Here is a 21,029-nt window from a genome sequence, read left to right on the forward strand (position 1 = left end):
AAGGGCTATAACAGCTTGAATCCGGCCCAGCCGGGCAGCAGCAAGGTGCAGGTCCATAAAAACGCGGACAGCCAGTTGGCAACGTGAAAGCGCTGTTGTGGCATTTTGAAGATGCCAGCGACCAGCGGCACCGTCGCCCGCAGCGGCCCGAAGAAGCGGCAGAGCACAATGCTGGCCCAGTCCCAGCGGTCGAAGAAGCGTTTGGTCCTGACGTAGAGCGCCTGTCGGCACTGAATCCAGCGGGAGTTCAGGATCACAGGGCCGTAGCGCTGCCCCAATGAGTACGAGATCCAGTCGCCCAGCCCGGCGCCCAGTGATATGGCCAGCCAGATCGGAATAAATGGAATGTCGCCTGCGCCCAGCAGTGCGCCGATCGAGAGCAGCAAGGCCGTGCCTGGAATGACCAGGGCGACAAAAGGCAGGGATTTGAGCAGCGCCAGCACAAAGCTGATGCAGGCCAGCCAATTGCTGTGCTTGGCGCCAAGCGCCAGGATGCTGCTGGACATATCCTGCAAGAGGGGCAATAGGGAAGCGAACATGGCCGTACTGCAGTCCTGGATGGGGCTCGAGCCGCTGACGGGGCGGCGCCGCCTGTATCGCGCCGCCGGGATCATGGTGCCAGGGCCGGCTATTCCGCCGGCGCCATGGCCATGCCATAAGCATACGTGAGATTTGCACCGGAAGTTTCCGATGCCGGTGTCATTGTGTCGCCCGGCACAGGGGCTGTTGCTGGCTGAATGGGGTGTCGAGCCTGGGGGGGCGTGAGGGTTGCGCTATCGGCAGGCTGTCATGGCAAGTGGCAGGTTTTGCGGTAGCATTCCTGGCAGCCGGCCTTGCAGGCCAGCGAGCGACCTGGCGTGTGGTCAGGGCAATCTAGGCAAGGAGAGATGGATGGCAGAGCAGGTATCCCCGCATCATCAGGAAGCGGCGAAGGCACTCGTGAAGGCAGTGCAGGATCTGGGGCATGACATGGACCAAGTGGTGGACCGTGCTCGCGCCAATCTGATGGGCAACCCTGACACGGGCGAGGTGCGCCATCCGTACATGACGCAGATCATCACCCTGATCGAAGAGTTGGTGGCTGATACCAAGTAGGATGCGGCTTGTTTGAATCATTGGCCGGAAGCGGGGCGGTGCCGTGTTTCCGGGCCAGCCTGGCTGAGGTGTTGGATGAGGAGGCGCGCGTGGGCCTGCTTGCCTGGACTGGATAAGGGAAGGCCGGGGTAGATAAAGCCATGCTGGCAGGCTTCGGACGCAAAAAAGCCACCAATGAACGGCGGCTTGCTTGGCAGGAATTCTGGTAGGCGGTATTGGATTCGAACCAACGACCTCCACGATGTCAACGTGGCGCTCTAACCAACTGAGCTAACCGCCTGTAAAGAAAAATGATTCTACAACCATTTTTTTACTGCTGTCAACAAGAATTTCGTTTCGGGAGAAATTTTTCGTCCCTGGCGATTTGCCTGTTGCCTTCTGCCGCACCGCGTTTGTGGGGGTGAACCGAAGAAGCGGAATTATATACATATTTTTGGGTTTGTGTAAATTTCAGCTGATTTTTTTAGCTGATTTTTTTAGGCGGCCATGGGGCTTTGAGGGATTGCGCGAATGGCGTGTCAACGGGATATCAGGCCTAGCAGTTTGAACCAGCCGTAGTCGAGCGGTACCAATATCAGGAAGGTGACTGCCGCAAGCGCCAGGCAGAGTCGTATGCCATCCCAGGTCTTCACATGGGCCATGCCCATGGCGACAACGATGGGGGATGCCTGGTAAGGCAACAACGGTGTGGCATAGCCTATGACCTGTACCATCAGAATGGTCAGTAGAGGCAGGCCGGAGGCCTCGGCCATGGACTGTGCGAGCGGGGTGAACAGCGCTGGCACGCCATTGGCCGTAACAGTGAAGTTCAATGCGCTGGTCAGGGCTATCAATGCCCCGAAACTGCGTGCCGGGCTGGCTGGATCGAGCGGCAGCAGGTGCAGCAGCCAGTTGCCCATGGCTGTCCCCAGCCCGGAATGGTTCACCAGCGCGGTCAGCCCCAGGATGCCGGCAACGTAAATACAGGTGCGGATATTGACGCCGGTGGCGAATTCATCACCGGTCAGGAAGCCAATACGAGGCAGCAGGCAAATACAGGCTGCGCTCAGGCCGATCCAGGCGGGCGAGATGCCGTGCACGGCATCCGTCATCCATAGCGCCAGCGTTGCGAGCAGCAATGCGCCCAAGCGCTTTTCGGCTGGGCTCAAGGGCTCGCCAGGTTCTATTCGCAAGACGGTACAGGGTTTCGCCGGGAACAGCAGACACAGGCATGCTGTCAGCGCCAGCCCCTTGAGCAGTCCGAGAACGGGGGCGTGCAGTACCAGGTAGGGCAAATATGAAAGATGGATGCCATAGGCGCTTTCGGCGGCGCCTGACATGACCAGGTTGGGCACGTTGGCAGGCAGGATGCTGGCGGAAAGCTGGAAGGTTCCGAGTCCGACCGCCAGGGCCAGGGCTGTACGGCCACGGCTGCCCTCGGCCAGCCCGGCGCGATCGGCCAGCGCCAGAACAATAGGCATCAGCAAGGCGATACGCCCCATGTTGGACGGCATGACGAAAGCCAGTGCATAGGTCAGCAGCACCACGCCCCCAACCATGCGGGGCCAAGAGCCAGTCAACCGGCCTGCCAGGCTACGGGCGATGCGATCCGCCAGGCCGACCTTGCGGATCGCAACGCCGAGGATAAAGCCGCTGAGTACCAGCCAGAATGCCGCCGAGGCAAAACCTGAAAACAGAACGTCGGGCGGGGCGAGGTTCAAGACGGCTGCGGCGGCAAAAAACAATAAGGCAACGAGGTACTCCGGCAGTCTCGCTGTTGCCCAAAGTCCGATTGTTGCGACGATAATGCCCGCGCTCGTCCATGCCTCTGCCGTCATTGGGTATCCTGATTGTTATATATTTGCGAAGGATATCTGAACGTTAATGACATATGAATCCGCAAATTTTCATGGATTCCTTTCAATAAAACGAAGGATTGCGATGGCCAAACTCGATCTTGCCGATCTCAGCCTGTTTCGCCACGTTGCTGAGGCAGGCAGTATCACGGGCGGGGCGGTGCGTGCGCATACCGCGTTGGCCGCGGCCAGCACGCGCGTGCGCGGTATGGAAACCATCCTTGGCACCTGTCTGCTGGAACGCAGCAGGCAGGGTGTCACGCTAACGCCGGCCGGTCATGCCTTGCTGGCTCATGCACGCAATCTGCTGGCACAGGCCGATCTGATGCACGAGGAACTGGGCGCGTTCTCGGGCGGTGCCAGTTCGCAAATTCGGTTGCTGTCCAATACGAATGCATTGACTGAATTTCTGCCGGAGGTGCTGGGGCGTTTCCTGGCGGATTATCCGGGTATCGCGGTTGACTTGCAGGAGCGCCTCAGTGACGAAATTGTCGTGCGGGTCGCGGAAGGCGCGGCCGATCTCGGCATTGTCGCGGGTACGGTTGATACCGGTGCCTTGTTGACCCTGCCTTTCAGGTCCGATCGGTTCGTGATTGTCGCCCCGGTGAGCGATCCCATCGCCGGTGCGGAGAGCGCCAGTTTTGCAGAGGTATTGGATCGCGACTTCATCGGCCTGGATCGTGAAAGCGCCTTGCAGCGATTTCTGGCCGATCGGGCCTTGCGCGAAGGCCGTCGGCTGCATTTGCGCGTACAACTGCGCAGTTTCGATGCCATCTGCCTGATGGTGCAGGCAGGTGTGGGCATCGGCATCGTGCCAGAAACGACGGCTAGACGCGCGCAGCACAGCATGAGCATTTCAGCCATACCGCTGCGCAATGATTGGGCGCAGCGCGACTTGCGCGTGTGTCTGCGGCGGCGTGAGGCGAGCAATGCCGCGCTCTGGCGCCTTGTGGGCTATCTGTGTCCTGGTTCTGACCTGGCGGGGCGTGGAGGGCTGTAGAGCGCGGTATTTGTGTGAGGCAGGACCTGTATCAGGTGTGCTGTGAACCTTGTGCTTGCGCGCCTGTTGGGTTTTTGTCGAAGGCGCAGCGCGTAGAGGGGGGCAGGAGGGGAAGCTTTTTCGGGGCTGGCCGTATCGGTCTGCGGTTTGAGGGTCTGGGCGCGGCTGGAACGGCGGATGGCAGGGCGGCTATGATGCAAGGGAGCAAGGACGGCAGAATATGAGCGATAAGGTCAGACTGGATAAATGGTTGTGGGCCGCGCGTTTCTACAAGACGCGCAGCCTGGCGGTGGAAGAGATCGGCAAGGGCAGGGTCGAGGTCAATGGCCAGGCAGCGAAGCCTGCCCGGGAGATCGGCCCGGGGGACCGCTTGCGCATACGCAAGGAAGATCCGCCCATCGAGGTCGTGGTTCGGGTGCCAGGGGCGGTGCGCGGCCCGGCGACGGTCGCCCGTACCTTGTATGAGGAAACAGCCGAAAGCGTGGCGGCGCGCGAGCGCGCGGCCGAGATGCGGCGCCTGGCGCCGGAACCGTCGCTGGAGATTGCTGCGGGCCGGCCGACCAAGCGCGACCGTCGTCTGATCGGGAAACTGCGCGGCAAGTAACGGCGTTTGCTCGCGAGTGTGCGGCAGGCAGTTGGGGATGTTTGCTAATATGGTTCTGGTGTTTGCAAGCCTTCTATTGTCGTTGGTTCGATTTTCCCTTGAGAGGTGCTGCCATGCGTATTCCGAATTGCCGTCTTTCCTCTTTCGTCCTTTCTGCCGTGATCGGCGCCGCTGCATTGACCATGATGGCCGCGCCTGCCGCCGCGCAGTACGTCGGGCCGGGCGTCGCGGCGACGCCGAATGTGCGCGGCATCCTGGCACAGCCCCAGGATGATCAGTGGGTCAGCCTGAAGGGCCACCTGCTGCGCAAGACGGGTAAGGAGCGCTACGTGTTCTCGGATGGCACCGGTGAAATCCAGGTGGAAATCGACGACAAGGATTTTCCGCGTGAGCCTGTAGACGAGAAAACGCTGGTGGAAATATCGGGCGAGGTTGATACTGGCCTGACGCGTCCGCCCGAGATCGACGTCGACGTGGTGCGCATCATTCGGGAGTGACGCCGGGTTTGCCTGACTGGCGGACCTGTGTGACACAGGCGCAGGTTTGTGGCGCCGGCGGGGCTGCCGGGCTGCCTGTCGGCCCGCCGTAATGCTACAATCGGCATAAGTGATAGGGGTGGCATGTCCATCCGTCCGCCGGCATCCCCCGGTCCGTGTTCGCACGGGCCAGGACATGAAAGCGTATTCCCAATCCTGCGATGCAGGTTATCAGCGTGTACTGACATGGCGTTCTCGACGACACGAACTACTACCTATTCTCCGCGTGCAGCCGTGTGCACGCCGGGAGAGTCGTGGTCGCGCTGAAAAGCCGGGATCTACAGGCAATCCACGAACAAGACGCGGCCCACTGGCCGCGTTTTTTATTGCTCAATCAGGAAGATGAAATGGTGCAGATAGTTTTGCCAGACGGCTCACAGCGTGACTTCCCCGCTCCGGTGACGGTCGCGGAAGTTGCGCAATCCATCGGCTCGGGCCTGGCGCGTGCCGCGCTGGCCGGGCGTGTTTCCTATGATGGCAAGCCTTCCACTCTGGTCGATACTTCGCATTTGATCGAGCGTGATGCCCATCTCGCCATCGTGACCGGCAAGGACCCCGATGGCCTGGAGATCCTGCGCCACTCTACTGCCCACTTGATGGCTTATGCCCTCCAGGACCTGTTCCCCGAAGCGCAGGTCACGATCGGCCCGGTCATCGAAAACGGTTTCTACTACGACTTTGCGTACGAGCGCCCGTTCACGCCGGAAGATCTCGAAGCCATCGAGAAGCGCATGATGGAACTCGCTCGCAAGGACGAGGTCGTCACGCGTGAAGTCTGGAGCCGTAACGAGGCCCGTGATTTCTTCCTGAGCGTCGGTGAAAAGTACAAGGCCGAGATCATTGATTCGATCCCGGAAAACGAAACGCTGACCATGTATCGCGAAGGCAGCTTCATCGACCTTTGCCGTGGCCCCCACGTGCCGTCGACGGGCAAGCTCAAGGTGTTCAAGCTGATGAAAGTGGCCGGCGCTTACTGGCGCGGCGACAGCAAGAACGAAATGCTGCAGCGCATTTACGGTACGGCCTGGAATTCCAAGGAAGAGCAGGACGCCTACCTGAAAATGCTCGAAGAGGCCGAGAAGCGCGACCACCGACGCATCGGTCGCGAGCTGGATCTCTTCCACTTCCAGGAAGAAGGTCCGGGTCTGGTGTTCTGGCACCCCAAGGGCTGGACACTGTGGCAGCAGGTTGAGCAGTACATGCGCCAGGTGTTTCGTGACAACGGCTACCAGGAAGTGAAGGCGCCGCAGATTCTCGACCTGTCGCTCTGGAAGAAAACGGGGCACTGGGACAACTACCGCGAGAACATGTTCACGACGGAGTCCGAGAACCGCGTCTATGGCCTGAAGCCGATGAACTGCCCGGGCCACGTGCAGATCTTCAATTCCAGCCTGCATTCCTACCGCGATCTGCCGCTGCGCTACGGTGAGTTCGGCCAGTGCCATCGTAATGAGCCTTCCGGTTCGCTGCACGGCATGATGCGTGTGCGCGGCTTCACGCAGGATGACGGCCATATTTTCTGTACCGAAGACCAGCTGCAGGATGAATGCGCTGCCTTCACGGCTTTGCTGAAAAAGGTCTATGCCGATTTCGGTTTCGACAATGTGCTCTACAAGGTGGCCATGCGCCCGGAAAAGCGCATCGGCGACGACGAAGTCTGGGACAAGGCCGAGCACGCGCTGATGGAAAGCCTGCGCCGCACCGGTTGCGAGTTCGAAATCTCGCCGGGGGAAGGGGCGTTCTATGGTCCGAAAATCGAATACACGCTCAAGGATGCCATCGGCCGCCACTGGCAGTGCGGCACCATCCAGGTGGACTTCTCCATGCCGGTACGCCTGGGGGCCGAGTATGTCGACGCCAATGACCAGCGCCGCACACCGGTCATGCTGCACCGTGCCATCCTGGGCTCGTTGGAGCGTTTCATCGGCATGCTGATCGAAAACCACGCCGGTGCATTGCCTGCCTGGCTGGCGCCGGTTCAGGCGGTTGTGTGTTGTATTTCTGCATCTTCGTCCCCATATGCAGATGAAATCACTCAATCCTTGAAAAAACAAGGATTTAGGGTTGAGTCGGATTTGCGTGGGGAAAAGATCACTTATAAAATCCGCGAACACAGTTTGCAGAAGGTACCGTACATCCTGGTTGTGGGCGATAAAGAAAGCCAGGCCGGGACAGTCGCGGTCCGTGCGCGCGGGGGCAAAGACCTTGGCGTCATGCCGTTGGCAGAGTTTTCTGCCCGGTTGGCCGAAGAGGTTGCCACCCGCCGCGATGACATTCGTACCCAGCAGGAAACTGCTTAATTTTTCTAGGAGTCTTCAACATCGCCACCGAAAAGCCCAATCGCATCAATGGTGAAATTCGTGTTCCCGAGGTGCGTCTGATAGGTCTCGACGGAGAGCAGCTCGGCATTGTTCGCATTGCCGAAGCATTCCGCCTGTCCGAAGAGCAAGATGTGGATCTGGTCGAGATCGCGCCCAATGCGTCTCCGCCTGTTTGCCGCCTGATGGATTATGGCAAGTTCCGTTATCAGGAACAGAAACGCCAGGCCGAGGCGCGCGCCAAGCAGAAGGTCATCCAGGTCAAGGAAGTGAAATTCCGTCCTGGTACCGATGAAGGCGATTACCAGGTGAAGCTGCGCAATCTGCGCCGTTTCATCGAGGATGGCGACAAGGCCAAGGTGACCTTGCGCTTCCGTGGCCGCGAAATGGCGCACCAGGAATTGGGCATGCGGGTGCTGGAACGCATTCGCGAAGACATGGGGGAACTCTGCCAGGTCGAAGCCATGCCCAAGCTCGAAGGGCGCCAGATGGTGATGGTGCTGGCCCCCCGCAAGAAAGCCGCCAAGCCCGGCGAGTGATGCGGGATGGCGGGCGCGCCCCTGGTGGGTGTGCCTCGCCGCCAGTGTTTCAAGATGCTGCGCGCCCCTGACCGGTAGCGTGGTTGTATCCTGCGGCTGCCATCAGGCATGGGGCGTGAGCCAGCGCGAATGGACGTGCCGGCCGTGGGTGGCTTTCCAGGAATGTCCATGCGCATTTTGTTCATCGTCGATCCCTTGCCCGGCCTGAAGGCCTACAAGGATAGTTCCGTGGCCATGATGCGTGCGCTCAGCGCACGCGGCCATGAGATCAGCGTTGCCCTGCAGGGTGATCTGTTCATCGAAGGTGGCGCCGTTCTGGCGCGCACCGAGCCTGTTCAGCTCTTGGCCGATGCCGATCTGCACGGGCAGGACTGGTGGCGCGCCTCGGGTGCGCCAGCCGTCATCGCCCTGAGCGATTTCGGTGCTGTCGTCATGCGCAAGGATCCGCCCTTCGATATGGAGTATGTCTACTCCACCCATTTGCTCGACTTTGCCCAGGCCGCCGGCGCCAGGGTCTTCAATCAGGGGGCGGCGATCCGCAACCATCCTGAGAAGTTGTCGATTACCGAATTTTCCAACTTTACCGCGCCCACGCTGGTGACGCGCGACATGGCGCGGCTGCGCGCCTTTCATGCGGAACATGGCGACGTGGTCGTCAAGCCGCTGGACGGCATGGGCGGCATGGGGATCTTCCGCGTGGCGCGGCAAGACCCCAATCTTGGCGCCATCCTTGAAACCCTCACGGATAACGGTACGCGCAGCATCATGGCGCAGCGCTATATCCCTGAGATCGTCAAGGGCGACAAACGCATCCTCATCATTGATGGAGAGCCCGTGCCGTATGCCCTGGCTCGCATTCCGCTGGCGGGCGAGTCGCGCGGTAACCTGGCGGCCGGTGGGCGTGGCGTGGCGCAGCCGCTGTCGCCCCGAGACCTTGAAATTGCCCAGGCCATCGGCCCGGTTCTGGCCAGTCGTGGCCTGCTGCTGGTCGGGCTGGATGTGATCGGCGACTACGTGACTGAGATCAATGTCACCAGCCCGACCTGCTTTGTCGAGATCACGGAACAGACCGGCTTCGATGTTGCGGCGCGTTTTGCGCAGGCGCTCGAGGCCGCCGTGCAACGCCAGCATGGAGCTGCCTGAGTGGTGGGCGTCGTGCTTGTGGCGCATGCGCCGCTGGCAACGGCCCTGGCTGCCTGTGCCCGGCATGTGCTGGGAGACGTGGCGCTGGCGTGCGTGGATGTCGAGGCTGACGCTTCCCCGGAGGCCCTGTTCGAAGACATCCTGGGCTGCATTGCGGCCGAAGACCGCGGCGACGGGGTGCTGGTGCTGGCCGACCTCGTCGGCGCGACTCCTTTCAACGTGGCGCTGCGCGCTGCCCAGGCCGCTGTCGAAGCCGGGCGGCGCTGCGAGATCCTGGCAGGCGCCAACGTCCCGATGCTTTTGCGAGTTCTGAACTATCGTACCAGGCCGTTGTCCGATCTGGCGGAGTGCGGCGCAGCCGGTGCGACACACGGCGTCGCCGTCTTCAAGCCCTGAGTGGCCCAGGCCTGGCGTTTTTCTGATTACCTTTCACAGTCATTCGAGTTCATGCCTTCCGTAGATATCGTTATCAGCAACCGACTGGGCCTGCATGCGCGGGCGGCAGCCAAGCTCACGCAGTTAGCAGGTAGTTTCAAGAGTGAAATATATATCGCGCGCGAGCAGCGACGCGTCAACGCCAAGAGTATTATGGGCGTCATGATGCTGGCGGCTGGCAAAGGGATAACCGTGACGATAGATGCCGAAGGCGAAGATGCCGACAAGGCGCTGGCAGATATCAAGGCATTGTTCGATGACAAGTTCGGTGAAGAGCAGTAGGCCGGAGGGCCTGCACGGAGACAGTGTTTTCACCTTGCATGGCCTGGCTGCTGCACGCGGCTACGCCATCGGCAGGGCTGTTGTCATGGGCGCCGCCACGCTTGAGGTGGCGCACTACCGGATTGCACCGGAAGACGTGGACGGCGAGTGCCGCCGCCTGGAACAGGCCTTGCATGCCGTCCGGGAAGAGCTGGAAGGCCTGATCCGCAGCCTGCCCGACGACGCCCCCAAGGAACTGGCGGCGTTGCTGAATGTGCACGTGTTGCTGGTCAGCGACCGTATGTTGTCCGAGCATACCTGCGCCCTGATTGCCGAGCGCCACTACAACGCCGAGTGGGCGTTGACGGTGCAGGGGCAGATTTTCAATGATCAGTTTGCCGCCATGCAGGATGAATACCTGCGTGAGCGCGGTGCGGACATCCGCCAGGTCATCGAGCGCGTCATTCGCGTGCTGTCCGGCTGGCCAGCATTGTTCCCGCTGGATGAGGGCAGGGCCGACGCCGAGCCGCTGGTTGTCTTCGCCAACGATATTTCCCCGGCGGACATGATCCGCCTGCGTGGCGGGCGTTTCGCTGCATTCGTGACGGATCTCGGCGGCGCCACCTCGCATACTGCCATCGTCGCGCGTAGCCTGGGCGTGCCTGCGGTCGTGGCGGCCAGCCGCGCCAGCGAACTGGTGCGCGATGGCGATTCCGTGATTGTCGATGGCGCCGACGGCGTCATCATCGTCAATCCGACTGACGCCATCGAGGACGAATACCGGGCGCTGCAGCAACGCCATGCTGAGCAGCGTGCCGCGCTCAGTCTGTTGCTGGACGAATCCGCCGTGACGCTGGACGGTGTTTCCGTTGTGCTCAACGCCAATCTGGAATTGCCCGACGAAGCGCAGCAGGCCCTGGCCGCCGGCGCGGACGGCATAGGCCTGTTCCGCAGCGAGTTCCTTTTCATGGGCCGTTCCGAACTGCCCAACGAAGAAGAACAGTACGAGGCCTATGCATCCGTCGCGCGCATGATGGACGGGCGGCCTGTCACCATTCGCACCCTGGACCTGGGGGCGGATAAGGAGTTGGATGGCGAGCATAGCGTGGCGCTGAATCCGGCGCTGGGGCGGCGTGCCATCCGCTATTGCCTGGCGCGCCCGGATATGTTCGCGACACAATTGCGCGCCATCCTGCGGGCTTCGGCGCATGGCAATGTGCGCATCATGATTCCCATGGTGTCCAACCTGGCCGAAGTGCGGGCGGTCAAGCTTGCCCTCAATGACGTGCGGGCCGAATTGCGCGAGCGCGGCCAGGCCTTCAGCGACGATATCCCGTTGGGCGCCATGGTTGAAGTGCCTGCCATGGCCCTGGCGCTGGAGCCATTCGCGGACGAACTGGATTTCTTCTCCATCGGCACCAATGACCTGATCCAGTACACGCTGGCGATAGATCGCGGTGATAACGACGTCGCCAATTTGTATGACCCGCTGCACCCGGCTGTCCTGCGTCTGATCGCGCAGGTCATCAATGCGGCCGACCGCTTTGGCAAGCCGGTAGCGGTGTGCGGTGAAATGGCCGGAGATCCCGCATTGACGCGCCTGCTGCTGGGGCTGGGGCTGCGTGAATTCTCGATGGACCCGCAACGTCTGCTGGAGGTCAAGCGTGAAATCCGCAATGCCCATACGCAGGCCTTGCGCGTGCAGGTAGCGGCGGTGCTGAACCGGGCCGCCACTATCGACCTGGAAGCCTTGCGTCAGAACCACGTTTCGGTCACTGCGCGCACCCGAAAATAATCGGTGTCAGGATCAAGGCAGGGGCGCGTCGTCCGCAGGCGAGCCCCTTGCATGCTACTGCGTGGCACGCGCAAATCTCAGGTACCCGCGTTCGCCACCTTCACTCCGTACCGCTTTTACTCTTTCCGGATAGGCCGGGCTCGCCGGGGCCTGGCGGTCTGAGCCTATGCCGCTGTCTCGTGTTGCCGCTCAGTCCGCCGGAGGCGGCGTGGATGACTGCGAGTGGCCGGGCGTGGCGCTGGCAGCGCCTTCCTTCAGAAAATCCGAGGGCGCTTGCCCCAGTTTGCGGCGGAACATCGTGGAAAAGGCGCTGGGGCTGTCATAGCCGAGGTCCAGTGCAATGCGGGTGACCGACGCCCCAGCGACAGATAGCCGCGCCAGGGCGGCCATCAGGCAGGCCTGCTGACGCCATTGGCTGAAGGATATGCCGGTTTGCTGGCGGAACAGACGGGTAAAGGTGCGCGGGCTTTTATTGAGGCTGGCGGCCCAGTCTTCCGGCGGGCTGCGCAGGCTGGGGCGGCGCAGAAAGGCCTTGCACAGCCTGGCCAGCGCCGGATCTTTGGGCATGGGGGCGAAAAGCGGCATGGTTGGCGCCGCGCGGACTTCATGCAGGATCAGTTGCACCAGGGCGCCGTCCCGGCCCTGTTCGTCATACTGCGCGGGCAGGTCGGCGGAGGCCAGCAGCAATTGATGCAGCAGGGGTGTGATGACCAGCACCTCGCAGTGCTGGGCGTGGCGCGGCGCTGCTTCAGGGGCAATGTACAGGCTGCGGGTGCTGACGCCCTGCATGAGCACCTGGTGTGCCTGGCCCGCCGGTATCCAGACGCCGCTGTAGGGCGGGATGACCCAGTTGCCGTCTGCCGTTTCCACTTCCATCAGGCCGGTCATGCCATAGAGCAACTGCGCGCGGCGGTGCGCATGCGTGGGCAGCAGGGTGCCTGGCGGATAGTCTGTGCCTATGGCCAGCACGATGCGCGGCGTGGCATCGACAGTACTCAGGGGAATGTTGCGCATGGGGAACGCGTACGGGTGGCGGGGCCGGACAAAGGGTGGCTGAAATACAAGCATAGTTGTCTTTTGCTCGAAAGTCAGCCAATAGATGTCAGCCTATCCTGATGTTTTTCAGGAATGGTTCCAGCCATGGTCTATCTGCTTTTGTTGGGTTTCGGGGTGCTGGCCGGCTGCACGACGGTGCTGTTCGGCTTTGGCGGCGGCTTTGTGGCGGTGCCTGTTTTGTATTCGGTGTTGTTGGCCGCGCATGGGCCGGACAGCGCGATCGGGCAGGCAGCGATGCATATTGCGGTGGCCAGCTCCACCTGCGCCATGATTTTCGGCGCTTCCCTGGCGACCTTGCGGCACCGCAAGGCTGGCACCCTGCGATGGGAGCATGTACGGCCGTTGATGGCCTATATCGCCATTGGTGCGGCGGTTGGCGCGGCGGCGGCCATCCAGCTGGGCGGGGCGTGGTTGCGCTGGGCCTTCATTGCCTACCTGGGGCTGACCATACTGGATTGCCTGCTGCGCGACGGCTTCCGCCTGGCGGGATGCGCCAGCATGCAGCCGATGGGGCCAGGGCAGACCGCGGGCGCCGGGCTGGTGATCGGGGCGATTGCGGCCTTCCTGGGGGTGGGCGGCAGTGTTATGACTGTGCCTCTGATGCGCCGGCGCGGCGCCAGCATGACGGAAGCCACGGCCATGGCCAATCCGTTGTCGCTGCCGATGGCTGTGGCCGGCACGCTGACCTACATCGCACTGGCCTGGCATGGCGCAGCAGGGATGGGCGCCGGGTATGCCGGTTTTGTCGATTTGCGAGCCTGCGCGGCGCTGGTTGCGGGCTCATGGGTGGGCATACGCCTGTCTTCGCCCTGGATCGGCCGGATATCCGATCGCGCCCATGCCAACGCCTTTATCGCGCTGCTGTGCCTGGTGCTTGGGGTGATGCTGCTGAGCTGAAGGCAGTTGCCGCCATGGGCTGCCGATGCGTGGACAAATTCAGGCTTCCATGGCCTTGATGATCTGGTAAAGCGTCTGGTTGACGGGGGTAGCCACGCCATAGCGCTGACCGAGTTCAATGATGGTACCGGCAAAAAGATCGACTTCGGTTGGTCGGCCGGCTTCGATGTCCTGCAGCATGGAGGTCTTGGCGGTGGGCGTCAGGGAGTCCATGATGCGAACGAAGTTCTGGATGTCTTCCGGCCCCAGGCCGATGCCTGCGTGGCGGGACAGCGTGACGACTTCTTCGGCGGCGGCGATCATCAGGGCCCGGGCATGTGGATTGACCTGGAAGGTGCCGTAGGGAGCGCGCAGCACGGCCGACGCCTGGTTGATGCCGGCATTGAGCATGAATTTGGCCCAGTGGGCCCGCATCATGTCAGCGGGAACCACGCAGGGAATGCCGGCGCGCTGGAACAGCGCCTCGATGGCATCGACCCTTGCGCAGCGGATGCTGTTGTCCTTCTCGCCAAAGACGATGCGGCCGATGTCATGGTAGGTGACAGCATTGCCGCTGCGCACGGCGTCCATGTAGACGTTGGCATACAGCACATGCTCCGGGCCGATGGCGGCGCCTATCTGTTCTTCGCTGCTGATGCCATTCATGAGCGAGACCACGCAGGTATCGGGGCCGACGAAGCCGCGCAGGTCGTCAATCGCCTGCGGCAATTGCCCGGCCTTGACGGCAACGAAAATCAGGTCGGCAGGTGGCGCCGCCTGGCCAGGTTCGACGAACTTGAAGTCGTAGCGTTTGCCGTTGACGGTGGGCGGGGTGGCGCGCAAGGCAGCGATGCGTGCGGCAGACGCAATCACCGCGACCAGGCTGGGGTCCAGGTCGTGCAGGCGGGCCGCGTACTTCAGGCCGATGGCGCCCAGGCCGATGAAATAGACACGTTGGATACGGTATGGCGTGGCGGAATGAGTCATCAGGAATGGAATGGGGCGGCGCTCGCTCGGCTGGGTAGCGAGAAATGAGTGGAAAGAGTGGAAAAAGGATCGCATCGCGTGCCGCAGCGCCAGGCAGGGCAATCAATGGCATCGGTCCTGCTGGCGCCGCGGTATGCCTGATTGGCACGGTGTGCGTATGCGGCGTATGCGTGATGATATCGCGCTGGCGGGCACGTTGGCGCTGATCTGGAAAGGCGGCCAGGGAGTAAAAAAGAACCCCGCCGGCCAGAGACCGCGCGGGGCAAAGGGATGGACTTACTGGAGGGTTTACTTGCGGTAGGCCGATTCCCCGTGGGCGGAGATATCCAGGCCGGCGCGTTCATCTTCCTCGGAGACGCGGAAGCTGCCGCACAGGACCTTGGCCACGTAATAGGCGACGATGGCGACCACGCCGGACCAGACAATGGTCAGCAGCACGCCTTCCACCTGGGTCCAGATTTGCGCCGGGATTTCCGCACTGGTGATGCCAGGGCCGCCCAGGGATTGGGCATTGAAGATGCCGGTCAGGATGGCGCCGATGATGCCGCCGATGCCGTGGATGCAGAACACGTCCAGCGCGTCGTCGATGCGCAGCCAATGCTTCACGTAGGTCACCGACCAGGCGCAGGCCACACCGGCGATGAGCCCGATGATCAGCGCACCCACCGGGCCGACCAGGCCAGCTGCCGGGGTGATGCCGACCAGGCCGGCGATGGCACCCGAGGCCGCGCCCAGCAGCGAGGAACGGCCCTTGAGCAGTTTTTCCGTGGCCGACCAGGCCAGGACGGCAATGGCGGTGGCGATCAGCGTGTTCATGAAGGCCAGCACGGCGGTGTTGTTGGCGGCCAGCGCCGAACCCGCGTTGAAGCCGAACCAGCCCACCCACAGCACGGCGGCGCCGATATAGGTCATGGGCAGGTTGTGCGGTTGCAGCGCTTCCTTGCCATAACCCAGGCGTTTGCCGACCAGTGCAGCGGCCGTCAGCGCGGCAATACCGGAGTTGATGTGCACCACAGTGCCGCCGGCGAAGTCCAGCGCACCCGCTGCAAACAACAGGCCGGGAACATCGCCGCCGTACCAGACCATGTGGGCGATCGGTACGTAGGCCAGCGTGAACCAGACCACGGTGAAGACCAGCACGGCCGAGAAGCGGGCGCGTTCGGCAAAGCCGCCGATGATCAGCGCGCAGGTGATGCCGGCGAATGTCGCCTGGAAGGCGGCAAATAGCAGTTCGGGCACGCTGCCTGATTCCGCGAAGCCGTCAGGGGCGTTGAACAGGCCGGACAGGAACAGTTTTGAGAAGCCGCCGAAGAATGCGTTGCCATCGGTGAAGGCCAGGGAATAGCCGTAGACGAACCACAGGACGACTGCCAGGCAGAACACCGAAGTGGTCTGCATCAGTACGGAGAGCACGTTCTTGGAGCGGACCATGCCGCCGTAGAACAGCGCCAGGCCGGGAACTACCATCATGAGAACGAGCAGGGTCGAGACGCTCAACCAGGCGATGTCTGCGTTTTCCATTTTCAGTTTCCTTTATGCGGGATGGAAAGAGGCTCAGAGAGCGGACTCGTCGGATTCACCAGTACGTATGCGCACGGCGCGTTCCACGGGAACGACGAACAGCTTGCCGTCGCCGATCTTGCCGGTGTAGGCCGCGCTTTCGATGGCTTCCAGGGTGGTGTCAAGCTGGGCATCCGGCACCACGACCTCAATGCGCAGCTTGGGCAGGAAGTCCACGGCATATTCGGCGCCGCGATACAGTTCGGTATGGCCTTTCTGGCGGCCGAAGCCGTTGACTTCGCTGACGGTCATGCCTTGCACGCCAGCGGTCGAAAGTGCCACGCGCACCTCGTCCAGCTTGAACGGCTTGATGATGGCGATGATGAGTTTCATATGGGCTCCTTGCGGGTTTGGGCTGTCCTGAACCGAGCAAAGCAAGATGCGTGCCAATCTGCGCCGGCAGGCGGGAAGCGGCATGCGCAATCGCTGCCTGCCTGCGGTGCGTGCGGGCAAATGCGCCAGCCCGGCAGGGTGCGGACGGCAGCGTGTGTGGCGGTTTGCACGCAGATGGTGCGCGGATTGGGTCAGCTGCACGGCGCAACGCACTGAAATGGTGCGGCAGCTGGCCGCCAGTGCGGCAAGGGACGCTGGAAAGCGGCAAGTAGCTTAAACTTCCGTCATTGGATCCTTTCTCTGGAACGAGCATGAACCGCAACGATTTCCTCGCAGACCTGCAGCAAAAATTCTCCGATCTGATCGCCCGCACGCCGGCAGCCGATATCGAGCGCAATGCCAAGGCTTTTCTCAGCCAGGCCTTCAGCCGCGTTGATCTGATCACGCGTGAAGAGTTCGATATCCAGGCGGACCTGCTGGCTGCCACGCGTTCGCGGGTGCGTGAACTGGAAGCCCGGCTGGAAGCGCTGGAGGGCCGCATTGCCGCGCTGGAGCAGCCCCAGGCGTCGGGCACGCAGCAGAACTGAGTCCTTGTCCTGATGGGCGCTGCGTCGGGGCAATAGGAGCGCAGCGTGACATTTCCAGCACGCCTGGCCTGTTCCCGACGGTAGTCGCAGGCCATACTCCGGACATACTTGTACCGGAGGAAATTCATGTCGTTAGCCGTACTGGGAAGCCGGGCGTTGGTGGGCCTGGATGCGCCTGCGGTATGGGTGGAGGTGCACCTGGCTCCAGGCTTGCCGGCGTTCCAGATCGTCGGGCTGCCCGACGCTGAAGTGCGTGAAAGCAGGGAGCGGGTGCGTGCTGCGCTGCAAAGCAGCGGCTATGAATTTCCTGCGGGTCGCCTGACGGCCAATCTGTCGCCGGCAGACTTGCCCAAGGAGTCTGGCCGCTTCGATCTTCCCATTGCGCTGGGCGTGCTGCTGGCATCGGGCCAATTGCAGTTGCAGGGCGGCGCGGCAGCCCAGGAAGCGCTGGTGCGCGATATCTTCGCCGGCGAACTTTCGTTGAGCGGCATGCTGGTGCCGGTAGCCGGCGCCCTGGGCCTGGCTCTGGCAGCCGCCGATGCCGGCGCCAGGCTTTATATGCCTCTGCAAAGCGCGCGTATCGCTGCCAACGTACCTGGCCTGGATGTGCTTGGCGCCACTAGCCTGCGGGCGCTGGCCTTGCACCTGGGCGGCCAGGAAAGCCTGGCGCCAGTGAAGGCCGCGCCGCTGGAGGCGGCAGAACCTGTGCCGTGTCTGTCGGATGTGCGCGGCCAGGCGGCGGCGCGTCGGGCGCTGGAAGTCGCGGCAGCAGGCGAGCACGGCCTGCTGATGATAGGGCCGCCAGGTGCAGGGAAAAGCATGTTGGCGCAGCGCTTGCCTGGCATTCTTCCGGCGTTGGCGCCGCGCCAGGCGCTGGAGGCAGCAGCCCTGGCGGGTTTGCTGCGCACCCGTCCAGCCTTGAGCGGGCAGCCGCCATTCCGCGCGCCTCACCATTCGGTATCTACGGCTGCCCTGGTAGGGGGCGGCAGCCGTCCCCGTCCAGGGGAAATCACGCTGGCGCATCATGGCGTGCTGTTTCTCGATGAATTGCCGGAGTTCAGCCGGGTGGCGCTGGAGGCCTTGCGCGAGCCGCTGGAAACAGGCGCGGTCGCCATCGCCCGGGCGGCGGGCAGGGTGGTGTATCCCGCCAGGTTTCAGCTTGTGGCCGCCATGAATCCCTGCCCGTGCGGCTGGCTTGGGCATCCGGTGCGCAGTTGTCGCTGCAGCCCGGAGGCACGCGAGCGCTACCGAATGAAGCTGTCCGGTCCTTTGCTGGACCGCATTGACCTGCAACTGGAGTTGCCCGCCACCGAGGCGGGATGGCTGGACATGCCGCCGGGTGAGACGAGCGAGGCCGTGCGCCAGCGTGTGGCCGCTGCCAGGCAGCGCCAGTTGGCGCGCCAGGGGTGCAGCAATGCCCGTCTGGCGCCGGCCATGCTGCGCGAGGCCTGCCGTTTGGCGGACGAGGCGCAGCGCATGCTGGACGCAGCCATGACGCGGTTGGGTTGGTCGGCCAGGGCAGCGCACCGCGTGCTGAGTGTCGCGCGCACCGTTGCCGATCTCGACGCGGCTGATGCTGTGCTGGCGGTGCATCTGGCACAGGCCGTGCAATACCGGCGTCCGCTGGGGTAGCATGGCGTTTTTTTCGACAGATCACACGCTAAAAAAGGGGCGCCACGTGCTGTATATCGTTCGTTTCTATGACAATCCAGCCATGGCGCATGTACGCCAGGCGCAAATGGAGCCGCATCTGGAATGGCTCAAGGCCAACAGCGAACTGGTGCGCATCGGCGGTGCGCTGCGCGAACAGGAAGACGGTCCCCCCGTGGGGGCGTTGTGGATTCTCGAATCGCCGGACCGCGCCACGGCGGAACGCCTGTTGCGCGAAGATCCGTTCTGGGTCCATGGCCTGCGCGAGCGCTATGAGCTCTACTCCTGGCACAAGGGCATTCCGGACCAGGTGCTGATCTGAGCTTTCGACCTGTGGGGACAAGGGGGTGCCCGGCGCGGCAGGAACGCTACAGGCCCAGCGTTAAAGCAAAAAACGCGATATAATCAAAGGCTTTCCTGAGTCTATTGCGGTTGTTAGCCGCAAGGGAGCAGGGAATCAGGGCGGTTTGCAGTCGCCTTGGCCGGGGTCTAGCGTCCGTGCCAGGGGTTCAGGAACAGCCCATCCAGTGATGTCGGGTTTCAAGTCTGCCTGTCCGGTTTCCGGTCGTGTGGCACCCGCCGTCTTATTGTTCAAACAGCAGGAATTCAGCAGGAATTTTCATGCCTAAGATGAAAACCAAGAAAAGCGCTGCAAAGCGCTTTGTGGTTCGCGGCAGCGGATCCATCAAGCGGGGCCAGGCCTTCAAGCGCCACATCCTCACCAAGAAGACGACCAAGAACAAGCGCCAGCTGCGCGGCTCCACCGCCGTTCACAGCGCTGACGTGGCATCGGTGAAAGCCATGCTGCCTTTCGCCTGATAGGAGAGACATAAAATGCCTCGCGTAAAACGTGGTGTAACGGCACGTGCCCGTCACAAAAAAGTCCTGAAGGCTGCCAAGGGTTACCGCGGTCGCCGCGGTAATGTATTCCGGATCGCCAAACAGGCGGTCATGAAGGCCGGGCAATATGCCTACCGTGACCGTCGTGCCAAGAAGCGCACTTTCCGCGCCCTGTGGATCACCCGTATCAACGCCGCTGTGCGTGAACATGGCGTGACCTACAGCGCCTTCATCGCTGGCCTGAAGAAGGCTTCGATCGACCTGGACCGCAAGGTTCTGGCTGATCTGGCCGTGCGTGACAAGGCTGGCTTTGCTGCTGTGGTACAACAAGCCAAGGCGGCACTGGCTGCCTGATAGTGCGGTGCAGCTGATGTAGTGGCAAACGGGGCCGTAGCGGTCCCGTTTGCGTTTTGAAGGCCGTCGTCCCGCCAGGGAGACGGCCCTTGCTGCAAATCGGGGAGCTTTCCGGCTCCTGTTGAATATCGCCTTGCCAGACCTTGCGCAGAGACGCGCAGATTGTGCTCAGGCACGTGTTCAAAGGTTTATTTCCATGACGACGATGGTCGAAGACCTGATTGCCCAGGCGCGTGAATTGTTCGCGCAGGCCGCCGATGCGGCAGCGCTGGAAAACGCCAAGGCCCGCTTTCTCGGCAAACAGGGCGCCTTGACGGCGCAGATGAAGGCTCTGGCGCAATTGACGCCGGAACAGAAGCGCGAAGCGGGTGCCCGCATCAACCAGGCCAAGCAGACCATTGAGCAACTGCTCAATGAGCGCCGCGATGCATTGGCCGAAGCCGAGCTGGCCCAGCGACTGGCATCGCAGACCATCGACGTGACATTGCCCGGCCGTGGCCGGGGCGTGGGTGGCATTCATCCGGTGATCCGCACCTGGCGCCGGGTGGAAGAGATTTTCCGTTCCATCGGTTTTGACGTGGCCGACGGCCCCGAAATCGAGAACGACTGGACCAATTTCACGGCGTTGAACAATCCAGAGAACCATCCCGCGCGTTCCATGCAGGATACGTTCTACGTCGACATGCAGGATTCGGGCGGATTGCCGCTGGTGCTGCGCACGCACACCAGCCCCATGCAGGTGCGCTACGCTCGTATGAACAAGCCGCCCATCAAGGTGATTGCGCCGGGACGCACCTACCGCGTCGACAGCGATGCGACCCACTCGCCCATGTTCCACCAGGTGGAAGGCCTATGGATCGCCGAAGACATCTCCTTTGCCGACCTCAAGGGTGTCTATACCGATTTCCTGCGCCGTTTCTTCGAAACCGATGACCTGGTGCTGCGTTTCCGCCCGTCGTTCTTCCCATTCACGGAACCATCGGCCGAAATCGACATGATGTTCACCTCAGGCCCCAATCGTGGCCGCTGGCTGGAAATTTCTGGCTCGGGACAGGTGCATCCGCAGGTGGTACGCAATTTCGGGCTGGATCCGGAGCGCTATATCGGCTTTGCCTTCGGCTCCGGCCTGGAGCGCCTGACCATGCTGCGCTATGGCGTCAACGACCTGCGTCAGTTCTTCGAAGGCGACCTGCGTTTCCTGCGCCAGTTCAACGATTGAGGACGG

Annotated in this window: 23 protein-coding genes and 1 tRNA gene; 17 read left to right on the top strand and 7 right to left on the bottom strand. The window is 62.3% G+C overall.

Going from position 1 to position 21,029, the window contains the following annotated elements; genetic code table 11:
• Positions 1-5: 5 nt before the first annotated feature.
• Positions 6-539: a DedA family protein gene (locus EV679_RS08115; protein WP_130486937.1), complete on the bottom strand. Its 534-nt coding sequence runs from the start codon at positions 537-539 to the stop codon at positions 6-8.
• A 352-nt stretch (positions 540-891) separates the two neighbouring features.
• On the opposite strand from EV679_RS08115, the gene EV679_RS08120 reads away from it, so the two are divergent.
• The gene (locus tag EV679_RS08120) at positions 892-1,095 is read left to right on the top strand and encodes a hypothetical protein (RefSeq protein ID WP_068368318.1); all 204 of its coding nucleotides are present in this window, start codon (positions 892-894) and stop codon (positions 1,093-1,095) included.
• A 203-nt stretch (positions 1,096-1,298) separates the two neighbouring features.
• On the opposite strand, the gene EV679_RS08125 is transcribed toward EV679_RS08120, so the two are convergent.
• Together EV679_RS08125 and EV679_RS08130 are read right to left on the bottom strand one after the other, a co-directional pair.
• Positions 1,299-1,375: transfer RNA gene (locus EV679_RS08125), tRNA-Val, on the bottom strand.
• 238 nt (positions 1,376-1,613) lie between these two features.
• Positions 1,614-2,912, bottom strand: coding sequence for an SLC13 family permease (locus tag EV679_RS08130; protein ID WP_130486938.1), 1,299 nt, complete (start codon positions 2,910-2,912; stop codon positions 1,614-1,616).
• A gap of 103 nt (positions 2,913-3,015) precedes the next feature.
• Here EV679_RS08130 and EV679_RS08135 point away from each other — a divergent pair, with 103 nt between their 5' ends.
• The 9 genes from EV679_RS08135 to ptsP all read left to right on the top strand — a co-directional run bounded on the left by EV679_RS08135 (position 3,016) and on the right by ptsP (position 11,561).
• Entirely contained in the window at positions 3,016-3,930 is a 915-nt protein-coding gene (locus EV679_RS08135; RefSeq protein ID WP_068368306.1) for a LysR substrate-binding domain-containing protein, read from the top strand.
• A 220-nt stretch (positions 3,931-4,150) separates the two neighbouring features.
• On the top strand, positions 4,151-4,534 hold the full coding sequence (locus EV679_RS08140; protein ID WP_068368303.1) for an RNA-binding S4 domain-containing protein: 384 nt from the start codon (positions 4,151-4,153) through the stop codon (positions 4,532-4,534).
• A 113-nt stretch (positions 4,535-4,647) separates the two neighbouring features.
• Positions 4,648-5,031 (top strand): YgiW/YdeI family stress tolerance OB fold protein, encoded by a 384-nt coding sequence (locus tag EV679_RS08145; RefSeq protein WP_068368300.1) that lies wholly within the window; start codon positions 4,648-4,650, stop codon positions 5,029-5,031.
• 386 nt (positions 5,032-5,417) lie between these two features.
• On the top strand, positions 5,418-7,370 hold the full coding sequence (thrS, locus tag EV679_RS08150; RefSeq protein ID WP_130486939.1) for a threonine--tRNA ligase: 1,953 nt from the start codon (positions 5,418-5,420) through the stop codon (positions 7,368-7,370).
• Complete coding sequence (gene infC, locus EV679_RS08155) at positions 7,370-7,927, top strand: translation initiation factor IF-3 (protein WP_238591333.1); 558 nt, start codon at positions 7,370-7,372, stop codon at positions 7,925-7,927. The genes thrS and infC overlap by 1 nt, the downstream gene beginning before the upstream one ends.
• A gap of 168 nt (positions 7,928-8,095) precedes the next feature.
• Complete coding sequence (gshB, locus tag EV679_RS08160; protein ID WP_130486940.1) at positions 8,096-9,070, top strand: glutathione synthase; 975 nt, start codon at positions 8,096-8,098, stop codon at positions 9,068-9,070.
• Positions 9,071-9,466 (top strand): PTS sugar transporter subunit IIA, encoded by a 396-nt coding sequence (locus tag EV679_RS08165; RefSeq protein ID WP_068368283.1) that lies wholly within the window; start codon positions 9,071-9,073, stop codon positions 9,464-9,466.
• A 51-nt stretch (positions 9,467-9,517) separates the two neighbouring features.
• On the top strand, positions 9,518-9,787 hold the full coding sequence (locus EV679_RS08170) for an HPr family phosphocarrier protein (protein ID WP_068369288.1): 270 nt from the start codon (positions 9,518-9,520) through the stop codon (positions 9,785-9,787).
• Positions 9,762-11,561: a phosphoenolpyruvate--protein phosphotransferase gene (ptsP, locus tag EV679_RS08175; RefSeq protein ID WP_130486941.1), complete on the top strand. Its 1,800-nt coding sequence runs from the start codon at positions 9,762-9,764 to the stop codon at positions 11,559-11,561. Before EV679_RS08170 ends, ptsP begins: the two co-directional genes overlap by 26 nt.
• Before the next feature lie 189 nt (positions 11,562-11,750).
• Here ptsP and EV679_RS08180 read toward each other — a convergent pair whose 3' ends face one another.
• On the bottom strand, positions 11,751-12,575 hold the full coding sequence (locus EV679_RS08180) for an AraC family transcriptional regulator (RefSeq protein WP_130486942.1): 825 nt from the start codon (positions 12,573-12,575) through the stop codon (positions 11,751-11,753).
• A 126-nt stretch (positions 12,576-12,701) separates the two neighbouring features.
• On the opposite strand from EV679_RS08180, the gene EV679_RS08185 reads away from it, so the two are divergent.
• Positions 12,702-13,514 carry a sulfite exporter TauE/SafE family protein gene (locus tag EV679_RS08185; RefSeq protein WP_130486943.1) on the top strand — a complete coding sequence of 271 codons (813 nt, stop codon included), beginning with the start codon at positions 12,702-12,704 and terminating at the stop codon, positions 13,512-13,514.
• 39 nt (positions 13,515-13,553) lie between these two features.
• Here EV679_RS08185 and EV679_RS08190 read toward each other — a convergent pair whose 3' ends face one another.
• From EV679_RS08190 to EV679_RS08200, 3 genes are all read right to left on the bottom strand, one after another.
• The gene (locus EV679_RS08190) at positions 13,554-14,480 is read right to left on the bottom strand and encodes a ketopantoate reductase family protein (RefSeq protein ID WP_068368269.1); all 927 of its coding nucleotides are present in this window, start codon (positions 14,478-14,480) and stop codon (positions 13,554-13,556) included.
• A gap of 288 nt (positions 14,481-14,768) precedes the next feature.
• Positions 14,769-16,001 (bottom strand): ammonium transporter, encoded by a 1,233-nt coding sequence (locus tag EV679_RS08195; protein ID WP_068368266.1) that lies wholly within the window; start codon positions 15,999-16,001, stop codon positions 14,769-14,771.
• Positions 16,002-16,034: 33 nt separating this feature from the next.
• The gene (locus tag EV679_RS08200) at positions 16,035-16,373 is read right to left on the bottom strand and encodes a P-II family nitrogen regulator (RefSeq protein WP_068368264.1); all 339 of its coding nucleotides are present in this window, start codon (positions 16,371-16,373) and stop codon (positions 16,035-16,037) included.
• A 311-nt stretch (positions 16,374-16,684) separates the two neighbouring features.
• Between EV679_RS08200 and EV679_RS08205 the strand changes: the two genes are divergently transcribed.
• The 6 genes from EV679_RS08205 to pheS all read left to right on the top strand — a co-directional run bounded on the left by EV679_RS08205 (position 16,685) and on the right by pheS (position 21,023).
• Positions 16,685-16,960 (top strand): accessory factor UbiK family protein, encoded by a 276-nt coding sequence (locus tag EV679_RS08205; protein WP_068368260.1) that lies wholly within the window; start codon positions 16,685-16,687, stop codon positions 16,958-16,960.
• Positions 16,961-17,086: 126 nt separating this feature from the next.
• Positions 17,087-18,592 carry a YifB family Mg chelatase-like AAA ATPase gene (locus EV679_RS08210; RefSeq protein ID WP_127773758.1) on the top strand — a complete coding sequence of 502 codons (1,506 nt, stop codon included), beginning with the start codon at positions 17,087-17,089 and terminating at the stop codon, positions 18,590-18,592.
• A gap of 46 nt (positions 18,593-18,638) precedes the next feature.
• Entirely contained in the window at positions 18,639-18,932 is a 294-nt protein-coding gene (locus EV679_RS08215; protein WP_165389996.1) for a YciI family protein, read from the top strand.
• 299 nt (positions 18,933-19,231) lie between these two features.
• The gene (rpmI, locus tag EV679_RS08220) at positions 19,232-19,429 is read left to right on the top strand and encodes a 50S ribosomal protein L35 (protein ID WP_068368252.1); all 198 of its coding nucleotides are present in this window, start codon (positions 19,232-19,234) and stop codon (positions 19,427-19,429) included.
• A gap of 15 nt (positions 19,430-19,444) precedes the next feature.
• A complete protein-coding gene (gene rplT, locus EV679_RS08225; protein ID WP_068368248.1) occupies positions 19,445-19,804 on the top strand; it encodes a 50S ribosomal protein L20 in 360 nt (119 codons plus the stop codon).
• Between the two features lie 196 nt (positions 19,805-20,000).
• The gene (gene pheS, locus EV679_RS08230; protein ID WP_068368245.1) at positions 20,001-21,023 is read left to right on the top strand and encodes a phenylalanine--tRNA ligase subunit alpha; all 1,023 of its coding nucleotides are present in this window, start codon (positions 20,001-20,003) and stop codon (positions 21,021-21,023) included.
• Positions 21,024-21,029: the final 6 nt, after the last annotated feature.

It is taken from the genome of Kerstersia gyiorum (genome assembly GCF_004216755.1).
Lineage (GTDB): Bacteria > Pseudomonadota > Gammaproteobacteria > Burkholderiales > Burkholderiaceae_B > Kerstersia > Kerstersia gyiorum.

What these genes read in the sequence shown, in the direction of transcription:
- gshB (WP_130486940.1), top strand. Translation starts at nt 8,096, where the DNA reads ATGCGCATTTTGTTCATCGTCGATCCCTTGCCCGGCCTGAAGGCCTAC.
- EV679_RS08115 (WP_130486937.1), bottom strand. Translation starts at nt 539, where the DNA reads ATGTTCGCTTCCCTATTGCCCCTCTTGCAGGATATGTCCAGCAGCATC.
- EV679_RS08185 (WP_130486943.1), top strand. Translation starts at nt 12,702, where the DNA reads ATGGTCTATCTGCTTTTGTTGGGTTTCGGGGTGCTGGCCGGCTGCACG.
- pheS (WP_068368245.1), top strand. Translation starts at nt 20,001, where the DNA reads ATGACGACGATGGTCGAAGACCTGATTGCCCAGGCGCGTGAATTGTTC.
- EV679_RS08120 (WP_068368318.1), top strand. Translation starts at nt 892, where the DNA reads ATGGCAGAGCAGGTATCCCCGCATCATCAGGAAGCGGCGAAGGCACTC.
- rplT (WP_068368248.1), top strand. Translation starts at nt 19,445, where the DNA reads ATGCCTCGCGTAAAACGTGGTGTAACGGCACGTGCCCGTCACAAAAAA.
- EV679_RS08130 (WP_130486938.1), bottom strand. Translation starts at nt 2,912, where the DNA reads ATGACGGCAGAGGCATGGACGAGCGCGGGCATTATCGTCGCAACAATC.
- EV679_RS08180 (WP_130486942.1), bottom strand. Translation starts at nt 12,575, where the DNA reads ATGCGCAACATTCCCCTGAGTACTGTCGATGCCACGCCGCGCATCGTG.
- rpmI (WP_068368252.1), top strand. Translation starts at nt 19,232, where the DNA reads ATGCCTAAGATGAAAACCAAGAAAAGCGCTGCAAAGCGCTTTGTGGTT.
- thrS (WP_130486939.1), top strand. Translation starts at nt 5,418, where the DNA reads ATGGTGCAGATAGTTTTGCCAGACGGCTCACAGCGTGACTTCCCCGCT.
- EV679_RS08195 (WP_068368266.1), bottom strand. Translation starts at nt 16,001, where the DNA reads ATGGAAAACGCAGACATCGCCTGGTTGAGCGTCTCGACCCTGCTCGTT.
- EV679_RS08140 (WP_068368303.1), top strand. Translation starts at nt 4,151, where the DNA reads ATGAGCGATAAGGTCAGACTGGATAAATGGTTGTGGGCCGCGCGTTTC.
- EV679_RS08205 (WP_068368260.1), top strand. Translation starts at nt 16,685, where the DNA reads ATGAACCGCAACGATTTCCTCGCAGACCTGCAGCAAAAATTCTCCGAT.
- EV679_RS08170 (WP_068369288.1), top strand. Translation starts at nt 9,518, where the DNA reads ATGCCTTCCGTAGATATCGTTATCAGCAACCGACTGGGCCTGCATGCG.
- EV679_RS08190 (WP_068368269.1), bottom strand. Translation starts at nt 14,480, where the DNA reads ATGACTCATTCCGCCACGCCATACCGTATCCAACGTGTCTATTTCATC.
- EV679_RS08200 (WP_068368264.1), bottom strand. Translation starts at nt 16,373, where the DNA reads ATGAAACTCATCATCGCCATCATCAAGCCGTTCAAGCTGGACGAGGTG.
- EV679_RS08135 (WP_068368306.1), top strand. Translation starts at nt 3,016, where the DNA reads ATGGCCAAACTCGATCTTGCCGATCTCAGCCTGTTTCGCCACGTTGCT.
- ptsP (WP_130486941.1), top strand. Translation starts at nt 9,762, where the DNA reads ATGACAAGTTCGGTGAAGAGCAGTAGGCCGGAGGGCCTGCACGGAGAC.
- EV679_RS08210 (WP_127773758.1), top strand. Translation starts at nt 17,087, where the DNA reads ATGTCGTTAGCCGTACTGGGAAGCCGGGCGTTGGTGGGCCTGGATGCG.
- EV679_RS08145 (WP_068368300.1), top strand. Translation starts at nt 4,648, where the DNA reads ATGCGTATTCCGAATTGCCGTCTTTCCTCTTTCGTCCTTTCTGCCGTG.